General features: G+C 44.4%; 22 protein-coding genes and 1 pseudogene. 10 read left to right on the top strand and 13 right to left on the bottom strand.

The genetic code is table 11. The features are described 5' to 3' along the window. The first annotated feature begins 1 nt into the window (after window position 1). The 6 genes from C7R93_RS07895 (at window position 2) to C7R93_RS07920 (ending at window position 6,167) form a co-directional block, all read left to right on the top strand. Window positions 2–1,657 (top strand): ABC transporter permease, encoded by a 1,656-nt coding sequence (locus C7R93_RS07895; protein WP_106838307.1) that lies wholly within the window; start codon window positions 2–4, stop codon window positions 1,655–1,657. Beyond that, on the top strand, window positions 1,654–2,295 hold the full coding sequence (locus C7R93_RS07900) for an ABC transporter ATP-binding protein (protein ID WP_106838308.1): 642 nt from the start codon (window positions 1,654–1,656) through the stop codon (window positions 2,293–2,295). Before C7R93_RS07895 ends, C7R93_RS07900 begins: the two co-directional genes overlap by 4 nt. Before the next feature lie 135 nt (window positions 2,296–2,430). After that, entirely contained in the window at window positions 2,431–3,156 is a 726-nt protein-coding gene (locus C7R93_RS07905) for a DsbA family oxidoreductase (protein WP_106838309.1), read from the top strand. A 414-nt stretch (window positions 3,157–3,570) separates the two neighbouring features. Further along, on the top strand, window positions 3,571–4,065 hold the full coding sequence (locus C7R93_RS07910) for a YcdB/YcdC domain-containing protein (RefSeq protein ID WP_244191472.1): 495 nt from the start codon (window positions 3,571–3,573) through the stop codon (window positions 4,063–4,065). A 16-nt stretch (window positions 4,066–4,081) separates the two neighbouring features. Further along, window positions 4,082–4,621: an RNA polymerase sigma factor gene (locus C7R93_RS07915; RefSeq protein ID WP_167402446.1), complete on the top strand. Its 540-nt coding sequence runs from the start codon at window positions 4,082–4,084 to the stop codon at window positions 4,619–4,621. Continuing rightward, entirely contained in the window at window positions 4,605–6,167 is a 1,563-nt protein-coding gene (locus C7R93_RS07920; RefSeq protein WP_106838311.1) for a YcdB/YcdC domain-containing protein, read from the top strand. The genes C7R93_RS07915 and C7R93_RS07920 overlap by 17 nt, the downstream gene beginning before the upstream one ends. A 137-nt stretch (window positions 6,168–6,304) precedes the next feature. On the opposite strand, the gene C7R93_RS07925 is transcribed toward C7R93_RS07920, so the two are convergent. The 3 genes from C7R93_RS07925 to C7R93_RS07935 form a co-directional block, all read right to left on the bottom strand. Further along, window positions 6,305–6,877: a GNAT family N-acetyltransferase gene (locus tag C7R93_RS07925; protein ID WP_106838312.1), complete on the bottom strand. Its 573-nt coding sequence runs from the start codon at window positions 6,875–6,877 to the stop codon at window positions 6,305–6,307. Window positions 6,878–6,945: 68 nt separating this feature from the next. Continuing rightward, window positions 6,946–7,914: a phosphotransferase family protein gene (locus C7R93_RS07930; RefSeq protein ID WP_158264011.1), complete on the bottom strand. Its 969-nt coding sequence runs from the start codon at window positions 7,912–7,914 to the stop codon at window positions 6,946–6,948. Window positions 7,915–7,946: 32 nt separating this feature from the next. Further along, window positions 7,947–8,738 carry a nucleotidyltransferase domain-containing protein gene (locus C7R93_RS07935; RefSeq protein WP_106838314.1) on the bottom strand — a complete coding sequence of 264 codons (792 nt, stop codon included), beginning with the start codon at window positions 8,736–8,738 and terminating at the stop codon, window positions 7,947–7,949. Window positions 8,739–8,891: 153 nt separating this feature from the next. Between C7R93_RS07935 and C7R93_RS07940 the strand changes: the two genes are divergently transcribed. Then, window positions 8,892–9,818, top strand: coding sequence for a GNAT family N-acetyltransferase (locus tag C7R93_RS07940; protein WP_106838400.1), 927 nt, complete (start codon window positions 8,892–8,894; stop codon window positions 9,816–9,818). Between the two features lie 63 nt (window positions 9,819–9,881). Here the strand turns inward: C7R93_RS07940 and C7R93_RS07945 are convergent, their stop codons facing one another. Then, complete coding sequence (locus C7R93_RS07945) at window positions 9,882–10,325, bottom strand: Lrp/AsnC family transcriptional regulator (protein WP_106838315.1); 444 nt, start codon at window positions 10,323–10,325, stop codon at window positions 9,882–9,884. A gap of 165 nt (window positions 10,326–10,490) precedes the next feature. Between C7R93_RS07945 and C7R93_RS07950 the strand changes: the two are divergent. Together C7R93_RS07950 and C7R93_RS07955 are read left to right on the top strand one after the other, a co-directional pair. Beyond that, window positions 10,491–11,528, top strand: a pseudogene (locus tag C7R93_RS07950) (alkene reductase); the annotation flags it as partial. Between the two features lie 163 nt (window positions 11,529–11,691). Next, window positions 11,692–12,435 carry a suppressor of fused domain protein gene (locus C7R93_RS07955; protein WP_106838317.1) on the top strand — a complete coding sequence of 248 codons (744 nt, stop codon included), beginning with the start codon at window positions 11,692–11,694 and terminating at the stop codon, window positions 12,433–12,435. A gap of 136 nt (window positions 12,436–12,571) precedes the next feature. On the opposite strand, the gene C7R93_RS07960 is transcribed toward C7R93_RS07955, so the two are convergent. From C7R93_RS07960 to C7R93_RS07970, 3 genes are all read right to left on the bottom strand, one after another. After that, complete coding sequence (locus C7R93_RS07960) at window positions 12,572–13,651, bottom strand: hypothetical protein (RefSeq protein ID WP_106838318.1); 1,080 nt, start codon at window positions 13,649–13,651, stop codon at window positions 12,572–12,574. Further along, entirely contained in the window at window positions 13,638–14,168 is a 531-nt protein-coding gene (locus tag C7R93_RS07965) for an RNA polymerase sigma factor (RefSeq protein WP_106838319.1), read from the bottom strand. The genes C7R93_RS07960 and C7R93_RS07965 overlap by 14 nt, the downstream gene beginning before the upstream one ends. A 147-nt stretch (window positions 14,169–14,315) precedes the next feature. Then, the gene (locus C7R93_RS07970; RefSeq protein ID WP_106838320.1) at window positions 14,316–15,467 is read right to left on the bottom strand and encodes an MFS transporter; all 1,152 of its coding nucleotides are present in this window, start codon (window positions 15,465–15,467) and stop codon (window positions 14,316–14,318) included. Between the two features lie 97 nt (window positions 15,468–15,564). On the opposite strand from C7R93_RS07970, the gene C7R93_RS07975 reads away from it, so the two are divergent. Further along, window positions 15,565–16,443, top strand: a complete 879-nt coding sequence (locus C7R93_RS07975) for a LysR family transcriptional regulator (protein ID WP_106838321.1) — start codon at window positions 15,565–15,567, stop codon at window positions 16,441–16,443. 142 nt (window positions 16,444–16,585) lie between these two features. Here the strand turns inward: C7R93_RS07975 and C7R93_RS07980 are convergent, their stop codons facing one another. The 6 genes from C7R93_RS07980 to C7R93_RS08005 all read right to left on the bottom strand — a co-directional run bounded on the left by C7R93_RS07980 (window position 16,586) and on the right by C7R93_RS08005 (window position 22,505). Then, window positions 16,586–17,140: a hypothetical protein gene (locus C7R93_RS07980; protein ID WP_106838322.1), complete on the bottom strand. Its 555-nt coding sequence runs from the start codon at window positions 17,138–17,140 to the stop codon at window positions 16,586–16,588. 168 nt (window positions 17,141–17,308) lie between these two features. Next, a complete protein-coding gene (locus C7R93_RS07985; RefSeq protein ID WP_106838323.1) occupies window positions 17,309–18,109 on the bottom strand; it encodes a TatD family hydrolase in 801 nt (266 codons plus the stop codon). A gap of 136 nt (window positions 18,110–18,245) precedes the next feature. Continuing rightward, entirely contained in the window at window positions 18,246–18,638 is a 393-nt protein-coding gene (locus C7R93_RS07990) for a DUF1259 domain-containing protein (protein WP_106838324.1), read from the bottom strand. A 151-nt stretch (window positions 18,639–18,789) separates the two neighbouring features. After that, complete coding sequence (locus C7R93_RS07995) at window positions 18,790–19,230, bottom strand: hypothetical protein (RefSeq protein ID WP_106838325.1); 441 nt, start codon at window positions 19,228–19,230, stop codon at window positions 18,790–18,792. A 243-nt stretch (window positions 19,231–19,473) separates the two neighbouring features. Further along, complete coding sequence (locus C7R93_RS08000; protein ID WP_106838326.1) at window positions 19,474–21,798, bottom strand: ABC transporter permease; 2,325 nt, start codon at window positions 21,796–21,798, stop codon at window positions 19,474–19,476. 2 nt (window positions 21,799–21,800) lie between these two features. After that, window positions 21,801–22,505: an ABC transporter ATP-binding protein gene (locus C7R93_RS08005; protein WP_106838327.1), complete on the bottom strand. Its 705-nt coding sequence runs from the start codon at window positions 22,503–22,505 to the stop codon at window positions 21,801–21,803. Window positions 22,506–22,748 lie beyond the last annotated feature (243 nt).

Genomic DNA, 22,748 nt, shown 5'->3' on the forward strand with positions numbered 1-22,748 from the left:
CATGACGGGAGCACTTTTGCGTAGAAGCCTGAGACGAAAACTGAACGGGTGGGTAACGCTGAGCGTGATAGGGGCCTTTTTGGCCCTTCTCCCGTCTCTTTATATTTTTTTCGGACTCTTTCAAAAACAGAATGAAAACTGGCAGCATATCCAAGAGTACATGCTGCTGGATTACGCGCTGCAATCGTTATGGCTCGTGCTCGGTACCGGAGCCTGTACGATCATCGTAGGTGTGACCTTGGCCTGGCTGGTCGCTGCCTACGATTTTCCATTGCGTCGCTTTTTTTCATTTGCTTTTGTATTGCCGCTGGCGATTCCTCCGTATATCGCAGCATACACGTACGGCTCCATGCTCAGCTACACGGGGAGCATTCAGACGATTTTGCGTGAAACATTCGGGGTGATGCTCGATCAACGCTACTTTGACATTATGTCGATGAAGGGCGCTATTTTTATTTTTACCCTGTTTTTGTTCCCGTACGTTTATTTGATCACGAAAACATTTCTTGAAAAACAGAGCGCTGTGTTCATCGAGAATGCTAGATTGCTCGGAAAAAACCAGACACATATCTTTTTTCGCATCGTCCTGCCTATGTCGCAAGCAGCCATCGTCGGTGGTGCAAGTCTTGTGGCATTTGAAGTGCTCAATGATTTTGGGGTGACGAAGCATTTTGGGATTCAGTCTTTTACTGCGGCGATTTTCAAGACGTGGTTTGGCATGTATGACGTAGAATCGGCGATCCGTTTGTCGGCATGGCTTATGACGTTGATTATCGGGATCTTTGTCGCCGAGCGACTCGTGCGTAAACGAAAAAAATACAGCTCACCTACGAACAGGAGCACTCCGCTCACACGTAGAAAATTGCGTGGAATCCCGATGTACGCTGCCGTAGTCTTCGGATTAGTGATTGTTTCTTTTTCGTTTGTGATTCCTGTTGTGCAGTTGATTGTCTGGGCGACGTGGACGTATTGGGAAGTGCTGAACGAGACTTTCTGGAAGCTCTTGAGCAATACGCTGTTCATCTCTTGTATCTCGATCACCATCTTGATGCTACTCGCCGTAACGGTAGCGAATGTCATCCGCTACTCCCGAGGTTCGATATTTGCCGTGGCACTGACGCGCTTGATTTCCATGGGCTATTCCATTCCGGGTGCAGTCTTGTCCATCGGTGTGATGGCGGTGGTGATGTCCGCAGATAAAGAACTGGGTTCCTTTTATAGCTGGCTGGGCTTAGGTGCAAACAAGCTGGTACTCAGCATGTCCTTATTCATGCTGACGTTTGCCTACATCATCCGCTTTCTTGCAGTCGGATTCAATGCAGTCGAAGCGGGGTTTGAGAAGACGGGAAACCGCTATTCAGAAGCGGCACGTATGCTCGGAATGAGCATGACACGAACCTTTTTTAAGGTGGATCTACCATTAATCAAAGGGGCTGTGCTCACTGGTTTTATCCTGGTGTTCATGGAAATCGTGAAGGAATTGCCGCTTACCTTGCTCCTTCGTCCCTATAACTTCGAAACGCTGGCAACAAAGGCGTATCAATATGCAAGCGATGAACAAATTCATCAGGCCGCGATTCCTTCGCTCTGTATCATTGCAGTGGGGATCGTCTCCGTTATTTTCTATCACTGGTTAGGAGAGAGACAGGCAAAATGACTTTTTTTGAAGTGAAAAACCTGACGTTTGGTTATGCAAGCGGGAACGGCAGCGTCATCCGGGATTTTTCCTTGCAGATGGAGCAGGGGGAAGTTGTCGGGCTGCTAGGGAATAGTGGTTGCGGAAAAAGTACATTGCTTCGATTGATAGCCGGACTGGAGTCCCCCAAGAGCGGACGCATTCAGATCGATGGGAAAGTGCTGGTCGATCAGGGGCAGTTTGTGGAGCCAGAGCAACGTGGGATCGGGATGATTTTTCAGGATTATGCGCTGTTTCCTCATTTAACTGTCGAGCAAAACATCTTGTTCGGTTTGCATCGCTTATCCAAAGCAGAGCGTCTGGTTCGTTTGCAAGAGATGTTGGCGCTCGTGCAGCTCGAAGGCTATGGCAAGCGATATCCACATGAGCTGAGCGGGGGACAGCAGCAGCGTGTTGCATTTGCGCGTGCGCTAGCACCGAGACCGGCTATCTTACTGATGGATGAGCCGTTCAGTAATCTGGATGCCGAGCTGAAAACGAAAATACGCGACGACTTGAAGCGAATGCTGCGAGCTGCCAAGATGACTTCGATCCTGGTCACGCATGACAAAGCAGATGCGGAAACCATATGTGATCGCATCATTCGCATGACTCGCTAAGGGCAAAGTGCAGCTTTCAGCCTCCAAAGTGCATAGTTGTACCGTACGTTGTTGTATAATGTGCATACGACGAATTTTGCAGTGTGCGGTCTGCTGTCTTTCAGTCAGCACCGTTCAAATAGAGGAGGATGGAACATGAAAATTGAAATCTGGTCTGATTTTGCCTGCCCGTTTTGCTATATCGGAAAGCGCCGTCTGGAAGGAGCGCTGTCGCAATTTCCGCATAAGGATCAAGTAGAGGTTGTATATCGCAGCTTCCAGCTCGACCCGCAGATGGAACGCGATACCGATATGGACATGCATGAGGTACTGGCAGCCAAGTACAGCATTCCACTCGCACAGGCGAAGGGGATGAATGACCAAGTAACCCAAATGGCAAAAGGCGTCGGCCTCGATTATCATTTTGACACGATGATCCCGACCAATACATTCGATGCGCATCGCTTGACGCACTATGCCCAAGCTAATGGAAAAATGAAGGAAATGAAGGAGCGACTGCTGAAGGCGTACTTTACAGAATCGCTCCATCTCGGTGACCATGAGGTGCTGGCACAGCTTGCTTCTGAGGTAGGCTTGGACAAGGAAGCGACGCTCGCCATGCTGGCAGGAGACGAATACAGAGAGCAAGTACAAGAGGACAAACAACGAGGCAACGATTTGGGTGTCACGGGTGTACCATTCTTTGTCATTAACAACAAATATGCAGTCTCTGGCGCGCAGCCAGGAGAAGTCTTTTTAGGCGCATTGAACCAGGTATGGGAAGAAGAAAGTGCCGCTCCTGCTCTGAAATTCGTGCAGAACGACGAGAAAAAAGACGAGCAATCCGGCGACAATTGCGCAGATGGCTCCTGCAAAATATAAGGTTTAGCTAGGCTAAAACCGATTCCTAATAAGGAGTCGGTTTTTTTTGTGGAAAAAATTTCATTTATCCTGAAACAAAAATTGACCTCATTCGAATAATGGTCACAGAGTAAACATCCGAGATACCAGCTGCCAAAAAATAGAGCGAGTGAGGGACGAAACATGAATAAATGGACGAAAAGAGTATTTGTACTCATGACAGCGAGTCTGGTTGCCAGTGGAAATGGAGCAGGACATCAGCAAAATTCAATTCGCTGATCCCAATAAGGTGCATGCAAAAGAAAAGGTGGCAGAGATGTTTGCTTCAGCTATGAAGCCTTACTACGGACAGAGTGCAGATGGGCAAGGCACGAAGTTCTTGTACGCTCCGTATCTCGGTGAAATCAAAGCGAGCATTGGGAGCCAGCCGCTTTCTTGGCAGCCAAGACAGGATACAATCCCACAAAAGGGCGCGCGACTTTTCAGGAAGAGAGCGATCCGAAAACCGGAATTAGCAATTACCTGTGGATGACAGAGGACGAGGTCATCGCCAATATCTTCTTCGAAACTAAGACAGGAAAGGTCACAAATTATCAAGTATTGGATAGAAAGCGGAAAAGTGAAGCAGATAAAAAGCTGAGCGAAGAGCAGGCGCTAAAAGCTGCCGTGGAAGCCATGTCAGAGTTCCTTCCTCTCACCGATAAAGAAATGGTCCTAATCGCTAATCAATATGAACCCGATCAAAATTTGTACAAATTTGATTTCACCATGCTTTACCAGGGGTACCCGCTCAAGCTGTATTACTCCGTAGATGAGAAAAATAGAAACGTAGCGGAGCTCGTTTATGTTTCTCCAATCTTTCATAGTGATGAAATTGATGCCCTGACCGGCGAGTTCTACACCTTTGGAGAAGAGGAAGAAACCGAATAAGAAAGGGGGGAGCCTGTTGTCTCCCGATTTGGCAGAACGGATAGGGGTTATTTACGAGACCCACTATGATGATATCTACTTTTTTTTGCTCTACTTTACGGGCAGACAAGAAGATGCAGAAGACATGGTGCAGGAAGTATTTTCACGACTATTAAAAATACTGCCGAGGTATGACGGGCGGGTCGGAATGAAGACATGGCTTTTTTCCATCGCCAAGCATGTCGCGATTGATCATTACCGCAAGCAAAAGTGGCAGCGTTTGTTCTCAGACAACTGGTTGGCCCTCATGAAGTCTACGGAGGGTCTTCCAGAAGAGGAGCTTGCGACAAAAGAAGAGATGCATAGAATTCAACGGGCTTTGCAAAAGCTGAAGCCCGATCAGCGTATCATTGTGATTTTGCGATACATAAAGGAGTACAGCGTGAAGGAAACAGCCGAGATTTTGGCGATTCCAGAGACAAAAGTGAGAGTGGACTGTCATAGGGGACTAAAGGCGTTGCAGAAAATACTCGGCAGCGCTTGCGAGGGGAGGATTGCCAATGAGTTTGCCAGATGAAGACCACGTAATCGAATTACTGAAGCAGGTCAGGCAGGAGAGCAACCCACCTCGTCAAGTGTGGAAGCAGATGGGCAAGGAAAGGCTCATTCGTGAGGCGTATCGCATGCAGCAGGCAGTGATGGTCAAGCGAGTTGTCGCCGGAGCAGGTTCCCTTGCTGCAGCCGTATTCATGGGTGTTTGGCTGAGCTATGATTCATCACTGAAGCCATCTGTTGATACGCAAACAACCATTTCAACCCCTGCCGTCATAACTGCTACACCACCAAATGCTACCCCTTCCCCATCAGTTGAAAGTAAGGCTAAGCCAGAGGAGAAGCAGGAAGTTGGCGCAAAAGTAGACAACAAAATCGTTCAAAACCAAGCAGTTACTCGTGATGCTCCACAGCCGCAGACAGTAGCACCGGAGGCCGCAACGAACCCGTTAGATATGAGCCGACCCACACCGACACGTGAGAAGTCGCCAATGGAAGTACAGGCAGAGGCCTATTTGCAAAAGAAGCTGGGGGTACAGAGCAAACAGTTTGAAGTGGATCATGTTCACTCGAATTTGACACAAGGAGAAGTAGCTTTTCGCAAAATCATCAATGGCATTCCTCATCAGGAGAATAGCGCGATGGTCCGTATCTCCCCAAAAACAGGCGAAATGAGCTTGCTTCTTTACCCTGATCTCGAAGATGGTGGCATAGCGTCACAGCCTACCAATCGTGACGGGAAGATCGACAAAGTGAAGGCAGCCCAGCAACTGGGGAGTACGCTTCGGCTCGTTTATGCAGGAAAGAAACAACGGGGGCTTCAATACGTAGTAGCATCAGATGTTTATGTGAACGCGAAAACAGGTAAGCTGATCGGCCAAGAGAGAGCGGAGAAAAAGTCCGTTTCTGTTTCGGGACAAGGAAAACTACTCGTGCTGAAAACTTCTGATGAGGTGGCAGAGTTGCTTGAGCGCAAGTTGGACATAAAGGTCGAACAAAAAGCATTCATCGGTGTAAATCCGCATGGTATTTCATACTCTTGGAACGATGGGCGGGGCAACGGCGTTTCCGTTGAGACGACAGATGACGGAGCATTCCTCGGGTTTTCCCAAATGGCTGCAGATGGACGTCAGAACGAACGAGAAACGACCTACGAACAGGCACAAACACTCGCGATAGCCCACTTGGAGAAATTCCTCCCCACAGATATTCGTGAGTTGTCAGTGGAAGCGTCGCAAGAGTCACCTAGCACCATTCAATTTACTTTTGCCCCGAAGGTCAACGGGATTCCCGTCATGGATCATCCTTATAAAGTGTCGGTCGAGCTGGCTAGCGGGCTTGTTACCGAGCTTACGGGCAACTTTTCAGATTTATCATGGATACAGACTGATCAGACAGCAAAAACGCTCTCTAAGGAAGAGGCACTTGATCAATTTGTGCAACATGCTCCACTGGAACTCGTGTACTTGCCAGTGGAAAAAGGGGCCGAGCCTGTACTTGCTTATCAGATCCGCTGGGATTCAGAACAGTCATGGGCAATAGAAGCTACGACAGGCAAGGTCATCAACTAAAAAGTCCGCAACGAACCTCCATGAAAAGACGCTTCATGGAGGTTTAGTTTCTTTGCTGGCGCGCAAGCAGACATATGGAGGTAGTTTGTATACGTAGCATACGCCAAAAGGCTTCGCACCAAGTCGATGCGAAGCCTTTAGCGGGAAAGCATAGGATAACTCGCGTGCACATGTTGTTTGAAGCTCTCGTAGTCCGAGGCATGTATATGAGAGTCGTGGTCGCTTATACATACATGCTTCATGCCAAGGCGATGAGCGAACCGATTGCCTGCTTCTGTGATATTATCCATGATGATCGATTGGATGCGGTAACCACTCTGTTCGACACGATCCAGTACATCGAGATAATGATGCAGCATCATGCGCACGGCAGGGCTTTTCCGATACAATGAATCAACGACGACACAGGACAGAAAATAATAGACTTGCTCTGGTGAAGTTGTTAAATCTTCGATATCCGCAGTCGTCATCAGGCTGTCCTTAAACGTCCCTTGTGCAATTTGCAGGTAGATAGGCGGCTTGACGGGAAGCAGGTTCATAAAAGCGATAATGCGCCCATTCTCTTCGATCGCAACGACCGAATCGGGACGAAACAAATACCAATTGTAGCTCTCTTGGTATGGTGTAATAAATTCAGCATCGTAGTATTGAAGCTCGAGCTGTTCCATCTGTCTAAAATGTTCGAGGTGCAAGTGCTCTATGATCTTCACAAGCAAATCTCCTTCCTTACGCAAATCGGCTTTTCCGTAGATTTCGGCTCGCTGTATGCTTTCTTTGGTTAAATAGCGAATAGCTCGTTTGCGAGCTCCTCGAGCGTGCAGATATCTTGCAGAGGCAAACGATCAGGAAGCATGTAGAAAACGTCCATGGCATAGTGCTGCGTAAGCCCGTGTGCCTGACGGTAGAGGGCTTGCGCCATTGCTTTGTGGGCAAAATCGGTGGTCAAAGGCCAATTGCTTGCCTCGAGAAATACTTTCAGCAAGGTCTTGTCACAATCGAACAAATCCAGGTGCAGCTTGGCGAACTCATAGTGCCGATCTGTCACCATCATATCGCCCCAATCGATAATCCCGCTGAGACGGCCATTCTCCACGAAAACATGACGGAACATCAAGTCACCGTGGACGACGACAGGATCAAACGGTCCGAGTCTGGCAAGATAGTCGTCGATTTGGGAGATCAACTGTAACGGCAGCGAGCTCTTTTTTGCAGCAGCCACTACATCCATGTCCGACCAGTCTGCGTGCGTAGCGATGCCGGTTGAAGGGAGTGCATGGACTCTCGCCATTTGTTTTCCCAAGTCCGCAGCGACAGAGAGTTGTTGTTCGTAAGTTAGCTTGGCATTTTGCCAGGATACGCCAGACATGCGTGTGGTAATCAAGTATGGCCATGGGTGGTTGGCGTCCTCGGACAGGTATCCTTCAGCCAGCAGTCTGGGTGCGGCAATTTCCGGGTCGTTGGCGAGCAAGGCCTGTGCAGCACGTTCAACAGAATAGCTCTTGTGCCATGGTTTTAAGTGTCCGAACAGTTTGACTACGACATCTCCGTATAGAAAGGATGGATACGTTCCGCCGATCCCAGCCACCAATTCTTGATTTGCTTCGAACAGGTCATGACGTTTCAGGATGTCAGTAATGTAGGGCATCCAGAAGCTGGTGTCGTTATTGTGCAAAATGTATTCTTGTAGAGATGGGAAAGTGGGAGGATGAACAGGTTTGTTCCTTGCTGCAAATGTTGAACCATCCATCAACATACCTCCTGGCATAGACGATTTTATTGTTATTCCGTCTTACTTGGCGACAGTTTGCAGATATGGCGTATAAATCTCTGGGTTTCTTTTGCCCGCTTGATTCTGGATGGAAACAAGGATGGTTCATTTGAGTGGTAGCGAATTCGCAATGATTCCCTCAGTAAAAGATGCCATTCACTTGGAAGTTCTTGCAAGGCTTGTTCTACGGCCTTTCTCTTCGGAATAATGTCCTCATGGATGAGCGCGTAATAGATTCGGCATAAGGTGAGAACGGCGAATTCTACCCACCCATCGAGCCAGAATTTCAGCAAGCTGTTTCCTTTCGGCGCCCAATACTCATGTACATTGTATTTCATCGTTTCCCCGACATCAAACCACTGAGTAGGGATTTGTAATTGTTCAATGCTTTTCCCCATGACGGTAATGCCCCGTTGCTTGAGGACCCACCATGTTACATGATTGACATCATAGTGGCCGGATGGTTTGAATGCGCCATTGTCACAGTAAGGATAAGGCTCCAAGGATGGATTGGTTTTTCCGATGTCATCCAGCCTTAAATACATGCCGTCCAACCTTTTTGCTAGTGGGTTGGCGTTATGGAGAGCATGATGAATGTTCTTGAGTATTTCTATTTCTGCATTTGTTAACCTTCTATGCAAGAGTGTTACAAAATCAATATCACTGTTATCTTCCTCGAAGCCTGACAGTGCAATAGAACCATACAAATACACACCGTAGATCGCATCTGGCAGTTCAGTCAGAAGCCGTTGCGTATAGTCGCGTAATAAAGGTCTAACACTTTCCGGGATACTCGTGTCCATAAGGAATCTCCTTTTTTATGTAAATGAGGTAAAGTTTACTTGGTTTTTGATTTTCACGCAATGAATTCTTACCTGATGGGAAAAATGGTTTGTTAGCCGAGAAGGGACACGGTATGATAATTCTGATGGGAACAATTGTTAAAGGAGGCGTTTATTGTGAGTCAATTATCAACTGGTATGATTGTTCGGAATTTTCAAAAGGAAGACTTCCCATTACTTGGCGAGCTATATCAAGCTGTAACTGCAAAAGTAAACACCACGTTTTGGTGGGTCGGTGAAGAAGCAAATTGGCGTAATGTCTTTTGTGCCTTTGAAAATGGGAAAATGATCGCGAAGGGTCAAGTCGGTATCATCAATACGATCTCTCCCGGACGTTCAGAGGAAAACAAGCATTCGATCTATGTAAATCTGAAAACAGTTCCGGAGCGAGACAATGACGACGATTTGCTAGAAAACGTGTATCAGCATCTTTTTCAAAGAGCTCTGCAATTAAAAGAAAAGTTGCCCGGTACGTACCAAACGATGCTATGTGTCGGCAACGATTCATCCGAAACAGAGAACAACCGATTTTTCACGCAAATGGGCTACAAGCATTTGAATAGCTTGTTTCAAATGAAGCGCGATTTACTAGAGCCCATTCCTGTGTTAACGCTGGATGAAGATTTTGACTTTTCGTATTGGAAAATGGAGAGCCCAGAGGAAGAAAAAGATTACTTGAATGTGGAAGCCACCATCTGGCCGGATGCTCCATTAGGACTAGAAAGACTTTCTGCATACAAGAAGAATGCGCTCTGGACATCGATGGTCATTCGTCATAACGACACAATTGCTGCTGGCTTGATGGCATGGCGGGAGGAAGACGAGGGAGTAGTCGAGGATGTTTTCGTTCAGGAACCCTGGAGGCAGCGTGGGTTTGCGAAGTTTTTACTGACGCAAGCATTGGGATATCTAAAATCGCATGAGCTGAAATCCGCGTATCTCATGGTAGAAACGACGAATCAATCTGCTTTGGCTCTGTACGAATCGGTTGGATTCCAGATAGATAAAGAAGAGATCAGGTACTATACAATATTGAAATAAGAAACACGAAAAGAGGGGAGCGCTCGAGAGGCGTCCCTCTTTTGCTATAACAGTGATGGATGTTTAGCAATCTTCGATAATACAAGGGACGATCTTTTTTTGTTCGATTGGTGAGGACATGACGATTAACGTCGTGGAATCTCCGTGTTCCCCGCTAGCATTGATAAACGCCTCTAAGGATTGCATGGAATCAGTGACGACCTTCAGCAGGTAATTATATTGTCCGCTGATTCTGTGCAGCTCCAACACATCTGGATATTCGTTGCAAAACTCGATGAATTTTTCGCAGCGCTTTGTATGAAAGAGCAAATAAGCACTGATTTGTTTATTTGCTTTTTCTGGAGCGAGGATGGCTCGATATTGCTTGATGACGCCTTTGTCCTCCATCCTGCGGACTCTTTCCGTGGCAGCCGGTTGAGACAGGCTGACCATTTTCCCCAATTCCGTCATGGAAATGCGGGCATTGTCCTGCAAAATCATGAGAATTTCCTTATCGACTTGATCCATTTGCATGTCCCCTTTACTTTTCGATTATTATCTTTATATTACCTTTGTTTTCTAAGGGAAGTCAGCATAATTCCTTTAATGTCATCTGTATAAGCGGTTGGTGATCTTTTAGTATGTAAGTAAATGACAGTAAAGAATGGAGAGAGGAAAATGGGAAACCAAGTATTGCTGCAACCAATTAGCATGGGAGCTTGGAAGCTTCGCAATCGAATAGCAATGGCCCCAATGACGCGCACCTTCGCAGATGACCAGACGGGAGTAGTTGGTCCTGATGTCGTCGAGTATTATCGGAAGCGAGCAGCAGACGGTGTGGGTCTGATCATTACAGAGGGAATCGTCATTAGTCCTCGTGCAAAAGGAACGAAGGGTGTTCCAGGCTTGTTTACCATGGAACAAATAGAAGGCTGGAAAAAGGTCACAGAGGCCGTACATCAGGCAGGGGGAGTGATTGTTGCGCAAATTTGGCATGTCGGGCGGTTGTCACACCATGAGATCGCTGGAGGATTACCCCCGCAAGCTCCTTCTGCACTGCGAGCAGAGGGTCATGTCCATCGCTTGGGCAAACCTTACGATACCCCAGAAGAAATGTCGCTTGCCGATATTCAAGAAGTGATTCAGCAGTATGTGCAGGCTGCGCGCCATGCAAGGATGGCAGGCTTTGACGGCGTTGAGATTCATGGCGCACACGGCTATTTGATTGATCAGTTTCATTCAGATACATCCAACCATCGCCAAGACAAATACGGCGGAGATTTGCGCCAGCGCTTGACCTTCATGAAAGAAGTGACGAAAGCGGTTATTGCCGAAGTGGGCGCTGATAGAACGATCATGCGCTTCTCTGCGTTGAAGGATGATCAGCGTGAGTATATGTGGGAGGACCCAGTCGCGGCTGTTCAAACCTTTGTAGAGGCATTTAAAGAGGCGGGATTAACGATGCTTCATCCTTCCACAATGAATTTTGATCAAGTGATAGCAGAAGGCAAAACACTGCATGAGCTCGTCCGCGAATACTGGGATGGCAGCATCATAGGCGTGGGCAACTTATCTCCTGCTCGCGCAGAACAGGCTGTACAGGATGGAATTATGGATGTGGCGGCATTCGGACGTCCATTCCTTGCCAATCCTGACTTGGTCAGTCGCGTTACGCAGGGAGAAGACTTGGTCGCTTATAATGGACGGGAGCATTTGCAAGTGTTAGTGTAATAAGAATTATCAAGAGGGGGCTAATAACCTCCTCTTTTTTCTGCAAGCTGATTCGGATTACTCTTGTAAGATATACAAAGATGAGGTGAAACTTGGATGTATCTCATGCCGATACAAATAGAGAGGACCAAGCGTCTGAAAGATAAGAAGGTGAGGATCTGCGATGAACTTTTTCAAAAAGCTATTCGGCGGCACGAACAACGGAGAAAAGGCAAAGGACGGCACTACGATTTACACATATGACCAGCAGGCAACTTCTGAACCCCCAGCGCCCATGGAATATGTGGAGGAAATTGGGAAACATTTTGAAACGGTATTTGCGGGAAGAGAGAGCAGTGTTTTTCACGAAATCATTTCCGATACGATCCATATTGATGTGAATGTAATGAGCCCTACAGAAGAAGAGCCATTTTGGGTTCTGTATACGAATGGGATGAGTGATTTACCGATGACGATCCCGGATGAAATACAGGAGCAGATGGAAGAGAGTATCGATCGAGCGGAACTGATGATATTTTTGCCGGCTTCCTGGGAGCTAACACAAGAGTCGCTAGAGGATGAAAATAACTACTGGCCAATCAGACTGATGAAGCAGCTGGCACGGTTTCCTCATCAGTACAATACGTGGTTGGGATACGGACATACGATACCGAATTATCAGGAATATGAACCATATGCGGATGGCACGGGTTTAAATGGAGTCGTTTTGTTTCAGCTATCCGAGGAGATCAGCGTTATTCCCACCAAGGACGGGAACAACATTCATACCTATTTCTTGATTCCTTTGTATAAAGAAGAGATGGAATATAAATTGGAGCATGGCATGGATGCGCTATTGGATAAATTGTTTGAGCTGGACGATGATGCGCTGATTTTGAATCCGAATAGAAGAAATACGTGCAAGTAAAAATATGCGAAGGTAAACGATGATTCATTTTCGAGTCGCAACAGCAAAAGACCTGAATAGACGAGCGTGTAACAAAACGGGTTCCATATACGATATAGAACCCGTTGCTCCTTTGCTGTGACCAACCCGCCCAAAGTCAGTCCCTTTCAATACCGATCCCATAAATTGTTCCAACATCCCTATCAGAGAGTTTTATGGATAAACGTGGTTTCCCAGGACTGTCGCTTCTCAATATATAGCCACCCCAATCCCTTCCGCCGTACGCCTTATACCCAGTAGTGTCTATGCCAAAAATATCTTGAATAAGCGGCTTCGTGACGGGAATCGCTTCATCGATTGATTTGATGATAATATGCTCCGTTACGTACTTCACATCATATACTTGGCCTGTTTGTGCTCCGATTTCAACCGAATATCTCTCGTGTTCATTGCGAAATGTCCACTTATCTTCTTTCTCATCTGATGATATTGTGGCTAGGGTGAAGGAGAGATCATTTTTATTGGAGAAGTGTCTCAAAGCTTTTTGCGCGATGTCCAGAGACTTTTGATCCACATCCTTAGGGTCGTAATTCAAAGTATAATCAAGAATTTTGTTTGTAGATAAATCTACACTGACATCCTGATCTTTTTCCAATTCAAAGCTTAGCAGGGTTAAGTCTTTTCTTTTATAGAATTCGGCTGCTTCGAAGTTAGCCGGTTGTTTCGTAACCCTATAGGCTTCACGTGCAGTCTCTACATATGTTTGATAAGGTTCCGTCAATTCATGGATGGCAAAAGTTGCTTTGACGGCAATAACCTCTGTCGTATAAGGCTTAAAATATACCCAGGTTTCTTCATCCTTTGTCAGTACAACAAAGGACTCCTCGTTTTTCTCGATCTCTGCAAAAGAAAAGTTCTTCTCAATGCCGCTCGCCGTAGTGATTGCCTGCTGGGCAGCTGCAAAATACTTTTGCTCCTCGGGAGTCAAGGCTGCACTGCTCGTTGATTCTGCCGGTGTAGAAAATGGTTTCATCCAGAAAAAACCGAGCAACAATCCGCAGGTGATCAGTCCTTTTGCCATCCATCCATAGTACATTCTTCGTTTGTTCACTTTTTGAAGTCTACCTCCTTTTTCTCGCACACCCTTTAATATTGCTTGGCTTCGTTCTCGGGAAAGGATTTGCTCCGGGAATTGATTTAATTCTTCCAGGATGATCTGCTCATCACGTGATGGCATCGTTCATCACCTCCGCAATCGAAACATGCATTTTGTTTTGACTCGCCTTCATCGCTCTATGCATCGTGAGATTAACCTTGGCTTCGCTCCAACCCAAAACCTCCGCCGTCTCCTTGCTCGATAACCCCTTGATCCCTCTGAGTATCAACACGTCCCGATATGAACGCTTTAACTGATTGATCATTTCATAGAGCAGACGTTTGTTTTCACTCAACTCCAGTGACTCTTCTGGTGTTTTGTCGTGTGAAACGAGATGCTGCAAGAAGATATCAGGCAACCAGCTGATTAGTTTTGTCTTGCGTCTTTCATCGATGGCTACGTTTCGTGCTATGGCAAACAGCCACGTTTTGGGATTTTCAACCGCTGTTTCCTGCATAGCTTTGAGGGCACGAATAAAGGTCTCTTGAACCAAATCGTCGATATCGGTTCGGCCCGTATAATAGACGAGAAATCGATATACATCCTGGCTGTATGTGAGAAACCATTGCTCAATTCGAGCGCCAGTATGATCATCCACTGGTGTTCCACCTCCTTGTCACTGAATAGACGGAAAAGCTGCTGACAATCTTTCACTTTCCTGATAAAAAAGTAGACACCCTAGTTGATCCTTCAGGTGTCTTAGCGAAATATCAATTGTTCCATACGAACGCTTCTTTGTTCAAGCTTACATATCTGATTTTTTTATTCTGAACGAATAAGAGGAAAAGAATAGCGCCAACAACACGATCAATCCACCTATCCAGCCTAAATTTTGAATGGCTGCGTACTTGATCACCACTCCGCCTAAACCTGCTCCCAATGTCATGCCAATATTCATCAATGCAGTATGGAAGCTCAGGACAATTTCTGAGGATTGTGGTTTTAAAGAAATCAAATAAGACTGGTTTGCGGGAGTTGTTGTCCATGCAGCGGCCCCCCAAATCATAATGGTAAGAAGCGCACCTAGGGTGGAAGCTGCCGTTGCCGTTAATGCGAATAACGCTACTGAATGGACGATTAAGCTAATGGAAATAGTTCGGACAGGTCCCCACTTATCCACTGCATACCCGCCAAAGCGAGAGCCGACGAAAGCAAATACACCTAGCACCAAAAGGGCAGAGCTAATCATTTCTATCGAAAAACCAGCCGAGGTGCTTAAAAACGGAGCAATATAAGTAAAAACCACGGTGTATCCGAGAATCCAAAATACGGTCGTGAGTAACCCGCTGATTACTTGCTTATCTTGGAGAAAAAGCAATTGTTGCTTGAAAGGAATTGGATTGTCACCGTGTGCTTTTGGAATAAATTTGTTTAACAGCATGAGATTGACGAGTGTGACGACAGCGATAATCAGGTAGACAAAGCGCCAGTCCATATATGCTGCTATTAACGTTCCAATGGGGACACCCAACACTAAAGAAACAGAAAATCCTGTAATTACGGTTGCGATTGCATTTCCTCGTTTTGCAGGTTGCGCAAGCTTGGCTGCGAAATTGGTTGCGACGACGATATACAGCCCACCACTCATAGCAAGGACAATACGTGAAAGCATGAGAACATGAAAATGAAAACTGAAAAGGGCAAGGATATTTCCCGCAATAAAAATAATCATAGAATAGAGCAATACTTTTTTTCTTTCAAATCTTGCAGTCAGCATCACTAGTACAAGTGCCCCAAACGCATACGATAAGGAAAAGACGGTGACTAATTGCCCTGCCATAGATATCGACACATTCAAATCAGTCGAGATGAGTTCCAAAATGCCGGATACAACAAATTCTGCGGTTCCAGTTACAAATGCCCCAAGAGCTAGTAAATATATGGCTATGCGATTCATACTCTCTTCTCCTTTTTCATCATCTTGCCCTCATTCTAAAACGTATGGTAACATGAGTAAAATTGATGTTTTTCATTTAGGAGATGAGTAAAAACTCATGACAATTGCTCGTTTCGAGGTTTTCACGAAAATTGTGGAGCTTGGAAGTTTTACGAGAGCCGCCGACCAGTTGAATATGACCCAATCAGCCGTGAGTCATGCGATCGCAAGTCTGGAGTCAGAATGGGGCGTTTCCTTGTTCATTCGGGACAGAAAAAAAGGAGTCCTTCTTACAGAAATAGGACACATGGCTTTGCCTCATATGCGAGAGATTTTGAATAGAATGGAGAAGATCAGTCAGGAGGTAGCTTTAGCATCAAAAATTGAAGTAGGAACGATACGAATCGGTACGTTCGCCAGTGCCTCAGCCTGTCTATTGCCAAAAATTCTTTCAAAATTTCAGAAGAGGCATCCCAAAATAGAGTTTAAGTTTTATGAAGGTACCTATGAGGAAATTACGGAGTGGCTAAAAACAGGAGTAGTCGACATTGGATTTGTTGTGGAACACAATTCACAAGCCGAGTTTGAAATGATTCCAATTAAGAAGGATAAAATGGTTGTAGCCTTTTCTGTCCATCATAAATTTAACGGACAAGAGAACATTTCAATTCAGGATTTAAAAGAGGAACCCTTTATTATGCCAACTGGAATGTATCAATCCCATGTGAATGAGATTTTTCAGGAAGCGAAGCTTAAGCCGTGTGTACGTTTTGAAGTACACGATTGTAACACCATTGCGAATATGGTAAAAGAAGGACTCGGGGTTACGATCGGCCCTGAATTATTTCTCAAATCACAGCCAAATATTCGAGTTGGGAATCTGAATGTATCGAACTGGAGAAATGTAGCGTTAGCCTGCCATTCCATTTCTGATGCTTCGCCTGCCGTAAAAGCGTTTCTTGCAGTGGCCAAGAGTGTTTTTGGGGACGAAGCATAGGCTCAGCAGGGGGAGTGGAAACTCTTTTCATCCCGAATAAAATAAGTAACCGCCAATTGAGCTTCCGACTCTGGCGGTTACTTGAGCATAAGTCTGCTTAATGACTTTAGTTTTTTTTTGCTAGGGGATTTACGTATTATCTCTAGCCCATAAAAGTGATTTGAATTTGCATGTTAAACCGATCGGTAACAACCCAGCCTGCTGGAATCTGTTGATTATACCTGATCCATAGCTTCGCTCCCTTTGGAGCTCTTTGAATACTCGTAATTTCAAATTTGTCAGTTGTACTATCTGTAATTACCCATCCTTGGGGCATGATTTGATTGTTCCGCACCCACAGTTTATCTCCGTAACCAGCGCCTTGCGTATAAATAATTTGAAGAGAAGTACCACTACCATCTATAACCGCCCATCCATCGGGAATCCGTTGGTTGTACTTGATCCAGAGGGTCGATCTGTACGTAGCTCCAATCACGCATGTAATTTCGAATTGGGTACTGTTACTGTCGGTAATCACCCAGCCTTGCGGGACCAGTTGATTGTTCTTGATCCACATTTTCGCTCCATAAGAAGAGCTCGCTGATAGGGATTGTTCGGTCGACTTCGAAAGCGTTGGTTCTGCAGCCTGAGTAGGGAGTACGAGAGACATCACAACGAAGAAAAGACCTAGACTTGAAGCCATACTTTTTTTAAGCATAAACAAACCACCTTTCTTTTAATTTCATCCAATATTTGTAATTTAAATCTGTTTTTGACAATTGTAAAGTGATAGTTTGGTTACAAAATCTATTTTCAATACTCTGTCACATAACGAACAAGACAAACAAAAAAGAGGGCACGAGTCCCTCTTGCGAATAACTAACGGTTATAGGCCAAAAAATTCTTTTGCCGTCTTGGTAGTAGCGCTGGCCACTTCCTCAGGGCTCAATCCCATGCACCCAGCGACCGCATGTAATATATGTCTCAGATACATGGGCTCATTCCGACCGTCCACAGGCTTTTCTTTCAAATCACGAGGGGTTAAAAATGGTGCGTCTGTTTCAATCATCAAACGATTCAAAGGAATCTTTTTGACAAGTTCCCGAAGATGTTTCCCACGTCGTTCATCACAAATCCATCCCGTAATCCCGATATGGAAGTCCATTTCTAAATAGGTCTCCAATTCGTTGGAGGTTCCGGTAAAACAGTGGACAACCGCACGATTGATTTTTGGGCGATGTTCTTTGAGAATCGAGACAAAATCAAGATGAGCATCGCGTTCATGCAAAAACAATGGCAGTTGAAGTTCTGTAGCCAGGGAGATTTGTTCAATAAACCACTTTCTTTGGATATCACGAGGGGAGAAGTCACGGTTATAATCCAGCCCGCATTCTCCAATCGCTACCACATGCGGAAGAGATGCCAGTTCTCTTAGTTTTTTGATAGTCGATTCATCACAGCTTTTTGCATCATGGGGATGAATACCTGCCGTAGTGTATAGCCTTCCTTTGGAGCGACTCGCATAGCGTGAGGCATCCATACTGTTTTTCAAGCTTGTCCCGGTCAAAATTAATGGGTAAATTCCTAGTTTTTCTGCTCTGGCAACGACCTCATCGCGATCTTGCTGAAAGGAGCGGTGCATCAGGTTAACGCCTATATCGATGATCTGTGTATCCAAGCGAATCAATCCTTCCTAATAAAGAGCGATTTTCACTAAAATTCCTATTTTTGGTTGTTTTTCAATATAGCTGATCGAGTTGTTATGTTCTATAGACGAAAAAATCCTCCCTGCGGTAACAGAGAGGACTCATCTTTTTCTATTTTCATGAATGAATGGCATCTAATGCTCGCCTTATTTTTCTTGCAAAAGCAAGAGGCCTATCAACTGCTTCCACATTTACATAAATCAAGCGGGGACGGTCGAATAACCATTCATTATGGATAGACGAGACTTTTATGCCTTGATTCCGAATGGCTGTAATGAACGGATTGACTTCTTTCTGCAAGAACGCAGCTCTTCCTATACAGAGTGCTTTGCCCGTTTTTTGATTGAGGGATTCGAACGAAAAAGAGGACGTCACGCGAAATCTTTTCCCCAAAATGGTCGCTTTTATTTGATTTCGATTGATGGTTGAGACGCATTTTCCGCCGGCAAAACCGGATTGCCCCCTGATTATTCTGGAGAACTGCTCACATAGCGAGACTTTTTTGGGCATTCCTCGTTTCCCCCCTGTTTTTGTTTATCGTATGAAGACAGGTACAGGATGGAAACGGATTATGGCCTACGGGGGCAAAATGAGTAAGGACAGAGCGTCAGAAGACGGCTCCATCCTTTTGCATATCACCCAAAGTGTAAGATTCTATTACTCAACCAAAAATCTGCTTATAAATCAGATCAGCATTCTCTTTCTTTACAAACTTTCGAACCTTGCCTTCTTTATCGATAAATGCCCAACGATAGCCCCATTGTGCATCTTCCTCTGGCGTTGGTTTGTACGCAAACACTCCTTTGTTTGAGCCTTTCCAATCAGAGTCGGGTCCATATTGATTGTATTGCATCAATGCATGTTCTTTATAAACGTACTTTCTAAGAGTCTGTTCTTTATCCAAAAAGGCCCATCGGTAACCCCATTGCGCTTCTTCCGCCGGTGTTGGTGTGTAAGGAAATACTCCTGCTGGATAAAGATTTAAATGACTTGTAGATTCACTTATCTTTGCTTCTGCTGCTGTAGGTGCTGTATAACTCACTACCCCTGTTGCTACCATTGTAGCCAGGAACATTGCGCTCATGGCTTTTTTGTTAATCATATGAATCCTCCTTTGTTCTTTGTTAGTAAATGTAAAATATTGGTCATATGTATAATATAATAGAAATAAAAGGGAATTAAAACAGATCAATCCATATTTTTGAATAAATCACACAGCTCATCTTTTAACATAGATCAGACATTCCCTATAAGGCAGAAAAAAGCTAAACTCCCGTTCGATCAAGGAAGTTTAGCTTTTTTTATCAAAATGATTTCTACTAAGTTCCTTCAAACGCGAAATCCATCATTCTATACTTTTTAGAGATTCAATCATATTGATTTTGGTTACTTTTCGCCACAGTAGCAGGTTAGATAGAACGGTAAGTAAGTAGGCTAAAATAACAGATGCTAACATGGAAGAGATATTTAATTGATCCGGGATTTGTTGATGGGTGCTGGACAGTGCTTTGACAATAATGGCGTATACGTAACTACTTAGCGGTAAAGCGACAATGACCGCAAACGTGGTTAGGATGATGTTTTCAAAAAAGATCAGTCTGTTTATTTTATTTTTTTGATAGCCTAACACCTTAAGTGTTGCAAGCTCACGATTCCTTTCATAAATGTTTATGGAAGAGATCGTATAGATGGCACCAAAGGAGAGGATGACAGCACAAATGATAAACATGATAAATACAAAACTGTTTTGATTCAAAATATATTGAGCTGATTTCTTTCGATCATCTTTATCTGAAATGCTATCTACATGTTGATCTTGGTCAAAGAAGGTACGAACGCTGAAAAGATCTGCCTCGCTATTTGCTTTAACGAAAAGCGAGGTTGGCGTGTAATCTATGCCAACGCTCTGTAAATAGGCTGGTGTGCTATAAAACGACGGATTTGAATACTGTGTAGATATTTGTAAAACCTTCATATCTACCGATTTATTTTGTAGCTCTGGTGCTGTGAAGCTTATTGTGATGGTATCGCCTTCTACAATATGATATTTGTCGGCGTAAGATTTGGGTACCAGTACACCATTATCTTCCAAAGATATCCGATTGTCATTTTCGTCAAAGAAATGAATGAGAGTATTCTCTTTTGAAGTAACAACGAAAGTGGCATTTTCTTTTACATCATCTTTGATGAATTCAACAGGAAAGGTGGATAAATCATAACTATTTTTAACACCGGAGGGGAGTTTTATCTGATCAGGCGTTGTTCCCACTGTATAATCTACTCGTAAATCATACGTATACACATCTTCAATCTGATTAGCGACTTTTAGCAAGGCTGCTTGCGTACCAAAAGCAGTGATCAGCAAAAGAGTGCTTACAAAAACACCAATTGAGCTCGCAAAAGCTTTTTGCTTATTTAAAAATATATTTCTCAATATGAGCTTGTAACTGTAGGAAAGACGACTCCATAGTCCCGGAATTCTTTCGATGAATAGTTTTTTCATCGTCTTTGGTGGTTTTGGACGCATAGCCTGTGCCGCACATTCTTTGAATAGGGTTCGACCACTTAAGTAACATGCCAGGACTCCAAAAGCGCTGGAGAAAATGATGGGAGGAATGATCGAATAAAAAGAAAGGGAGAATTGAATGCCAGGCAGCGAGTAGGCCCTTGCACTCGACGCAATTACGAATGGAATAAAGACAAGGTTGGCAATGACACAACCCAAAATAGAGCCAATTATACCGACTAGCACAGGGTATCCCATGTAATGAAGCATGATGTTTCTGTTTTGTACCCCCAACGCCTTCATAATACCTACTTGATTTCTTTGAGAATCGATTATCCGCGACATGGCAAGAAGTAGGATGATAGCTTCAATCAAAAAGAGAACGAAAGGGATAACCATACTCATCCATTTATTATTCTGTATCGTTTCATTTATTTTAGAATAACTGAAAGTCCGTTCTTTACTTACTTGGTTCACATAAGAAAGTTGTTTGGAGTGGAGTTCAATGGATTTACCTAATTTGTCAATATCGTAACCTTCTTTAGCATCAATCATGATTTCATTATAAGAAGAGCCATCTGCGATTTCAGGTATGGTCTCTTCGGCCATATAAGCAAATCCATAGGTTTTGTGGTCTTGTATTTCGTTCTTTTTTGCATGTTCGACATTCTCGCCTAAGCCGCTAATGATAAAGGTAAAATCTCTTTCATCCACACTTATATGGATTTGATCGCCGACTTGAAAATCATGTTCTTTTGCATACCGGGAATCTAGTAAAATCTCATTCTTTTTTGACGGGATTTTACCCGCTAGGATAGTTGGGGTGTTTATTTCGTTACTGGCAGGGAGGGAGTGGATTTTCAAAGAAGCTTTAGCATCTGTAAAGGCTTGCGTGGCATCAAAGGTATAACGTCCTTCTATTTTATTTATCCCTTCTATTTCGCTTAAATCAGCCAGATCATTTTGGGAGATTTGATTGTAATATACATGTAAGTCACTTAAATTATGTTCTGTAAAGTAAGCCTCCGTATAAGCACTAAGATTATTGCTGTAAGTTACCAGCCCCGCATAGAAAAAAGCTCCTACTGCAACAACCAAAGTAAAGGCTATAAATTGCCCGATCGACTGTTTTATATCCCTTATTAATTTATAAAGCAATTTCATATTTACCACTCAATCCCTTCAACACTTTGTTTTTCATGATTGATGGTAACGCTTTCAATCATTCCGCTTTTCACCTTAATAATTTTGTCAGCCATGGGAGCAATAGCAGAATTATGCGTGACCAAAACGACGCACTTTTTCGTTTCTTTGTTCAAATCCTGAAGAAGCTTTAAGACGGACTTACCTGTTACATAATCCAAAGCTCCGGTTGGTTCATCACAAAGTAAAAGCAAAGGATTTTTGGCAACAGCCCTCGCGATCGCAACCCTTTGTTGTTCTCCTCCAGAGAGCTGAGAAGGGAAGTTTTTGATTCGATTTTGTAATCCTACTTTATGTAAAATCTCTTTCGCATCCAGATGGTTCTTACATACTTCCGTGGCAAACTCAACATTTTCTAGCGCGTTTAAATTCGGAATCAAGTTATAGAATTGAAAGACAAAGCCAACTTTCTCACCGCGGTATTGTGTTAGTTTTTTCTCGTTGAATCTGGTTATTTCTTGATCACCAACAAATACCTGACCTGAGGTAGCCGTATCCATCCCGCCAAGCAAATTCAAAATCGTACTTTTACCAGCACCACTTGCGCCCAAAATAACGACGAATTCTCCTTCTGCTATGGAAAAATCAACACCATTCAGTGCCTTGATTGGTACTTCTCCGATTTTGTATTCTTTCGTTACTTGTTTAAATTCGATTAACGTTTTCACTTCTTACATCTCCTCGTATCTTATTTAGATACCATAATATACCAACCAAGAGTGGTTACATCCCGCAGCCGATGTATTTTGAACTCGGTCTCAAGAAGGAGTTTGCCGCCAGTGGCGATAATCGTTTGTCTGGTAAGGGTGTCGTTACACGTCCAGTATCGCCTGCAAGTTCGCCAAATATTACAAATAGCAGGGCGAAGCCGAATCTTTCACGAGTGAGTCCGGTCAGTCGTCTTTGGACAT

It is taken from the genome of Brevibacillus fortis (genome assembly GCF_003013395.1).
Lineage (GTDB): Bacteria > Bacillota > Bacilli > Brevibacillales > Brevibacillaceae > Brevibacillus > Brevibacillus fortis.

Excerpts from the sequence above, each read along its gene's own strand:
- C7R93_RS07895 (WP_106838307.1), top strand. The coding sequence starts at position 2 with ATGACGGGAGCACTTTTGCGTAGAAGCCTGAGACGAAAACTGAACGGG.
- C7R93_RS07900 (WP_106838308.1), top strand. The coding sequence starts at position 1,654 with ATGACTTTTTTTGAAGTGAAAAACCTGACGTTTGGTTATGCAAGCGGG.
- C7R93_RS07905 (WP_106838309.1), top strand. The coding sequence starts at position 2,431 with ATGAAAATTGAAATCTGGTCTGATTTTGCCTGCCCGTTTTGCTATATC.
- C7R93_RS07920 (WP_106838311.1), top strand. The coding sequence starts at position 4,605 with ATGAGTTTGCCAGATGAAGACCACGTAATCGAATTACTGAAGCAGGTC.
- C7R93_RS07930 (WP_158264011.1), bottom strand. The coding sequence starts at position 7,914 with ATGGATGGTTCAACATTTGCAGCAAGGAACAAACCTGTTCATCCTCCC.
- C7R93_RS07935 (WP_106838314.1), bottom strand. The coding sequence starts at position 8,738 with ATGGACACGAGTATCCCGGAAAGTGTTAGACCTTTATTACGCGACTAT.
- C7R93_RS07945 (WP_106838315.1), bottom strand. The coding sequence starts at position 10,325 with ATGGATCAAGTCGATAAGGAAATTCTCATGATTTTGCAGGACAATGCC.
- C7R93_RS07955 (WP_106838317.1), top strand. The coding sequence starts at position 11,692 with ATGAACTTTTTCAAAAAGCTATTCGGCGGCACGAACAACGGAGAAAAG.
- C7R93_RS07960 (WP_106838318.1), bottom strand. The coding sequence starts at position 13,651 with ATGCCATCACGTGATGAGCAGATCATCCTGGAAGAATTAAATCAATTC.
- C7R93_RS07970 (WP_106838320.1), bottom strand. The coding sequence starts at position 15,467 with ATGAATCGCATAGCCATATATTTACTAGCTCTTGGGGCATTTGTAACT.
- C7R93_RS07975 (WP_106838321.1), top strand. The coding sequence starts at position 15,565 with ATGACAATTGCTCGTTTCGAGGTTTTCACGAAAATTGTGGAGCTTGGA.
- C7R93_RS07980 (WP_106838322.1), bottom strand. The coding sequence starts at position 17,140 with ATGCTTAAAAAAAGTATGGCTTCAAGTCTAGGTCTTTTCTTCGTTGTG.
- C7R93_RS07990 (WP_106838324.1), bottom strand. The coding sequence starts at position 18,638 with ATGCCCAAAAAAGTCTCGCTATGTGAGCAGTTCTCCAGAATAATCAGG.
- C7R93_RS07995 (WP_106838325.1), bottom strand. The coding sequence starts at position 19,230 with ATGATTAACAAAAAAGCCATGAGCGCAATGTTCCTGGCTACAATGGTA.
- C7R93_RS08000 (WP_106838326.1), bottom strand. The coding sequence starts at position 21,798 with ATGAAATTGCTTTATAAATTAATAAGGGATATAAAACAGTCGATCGGG.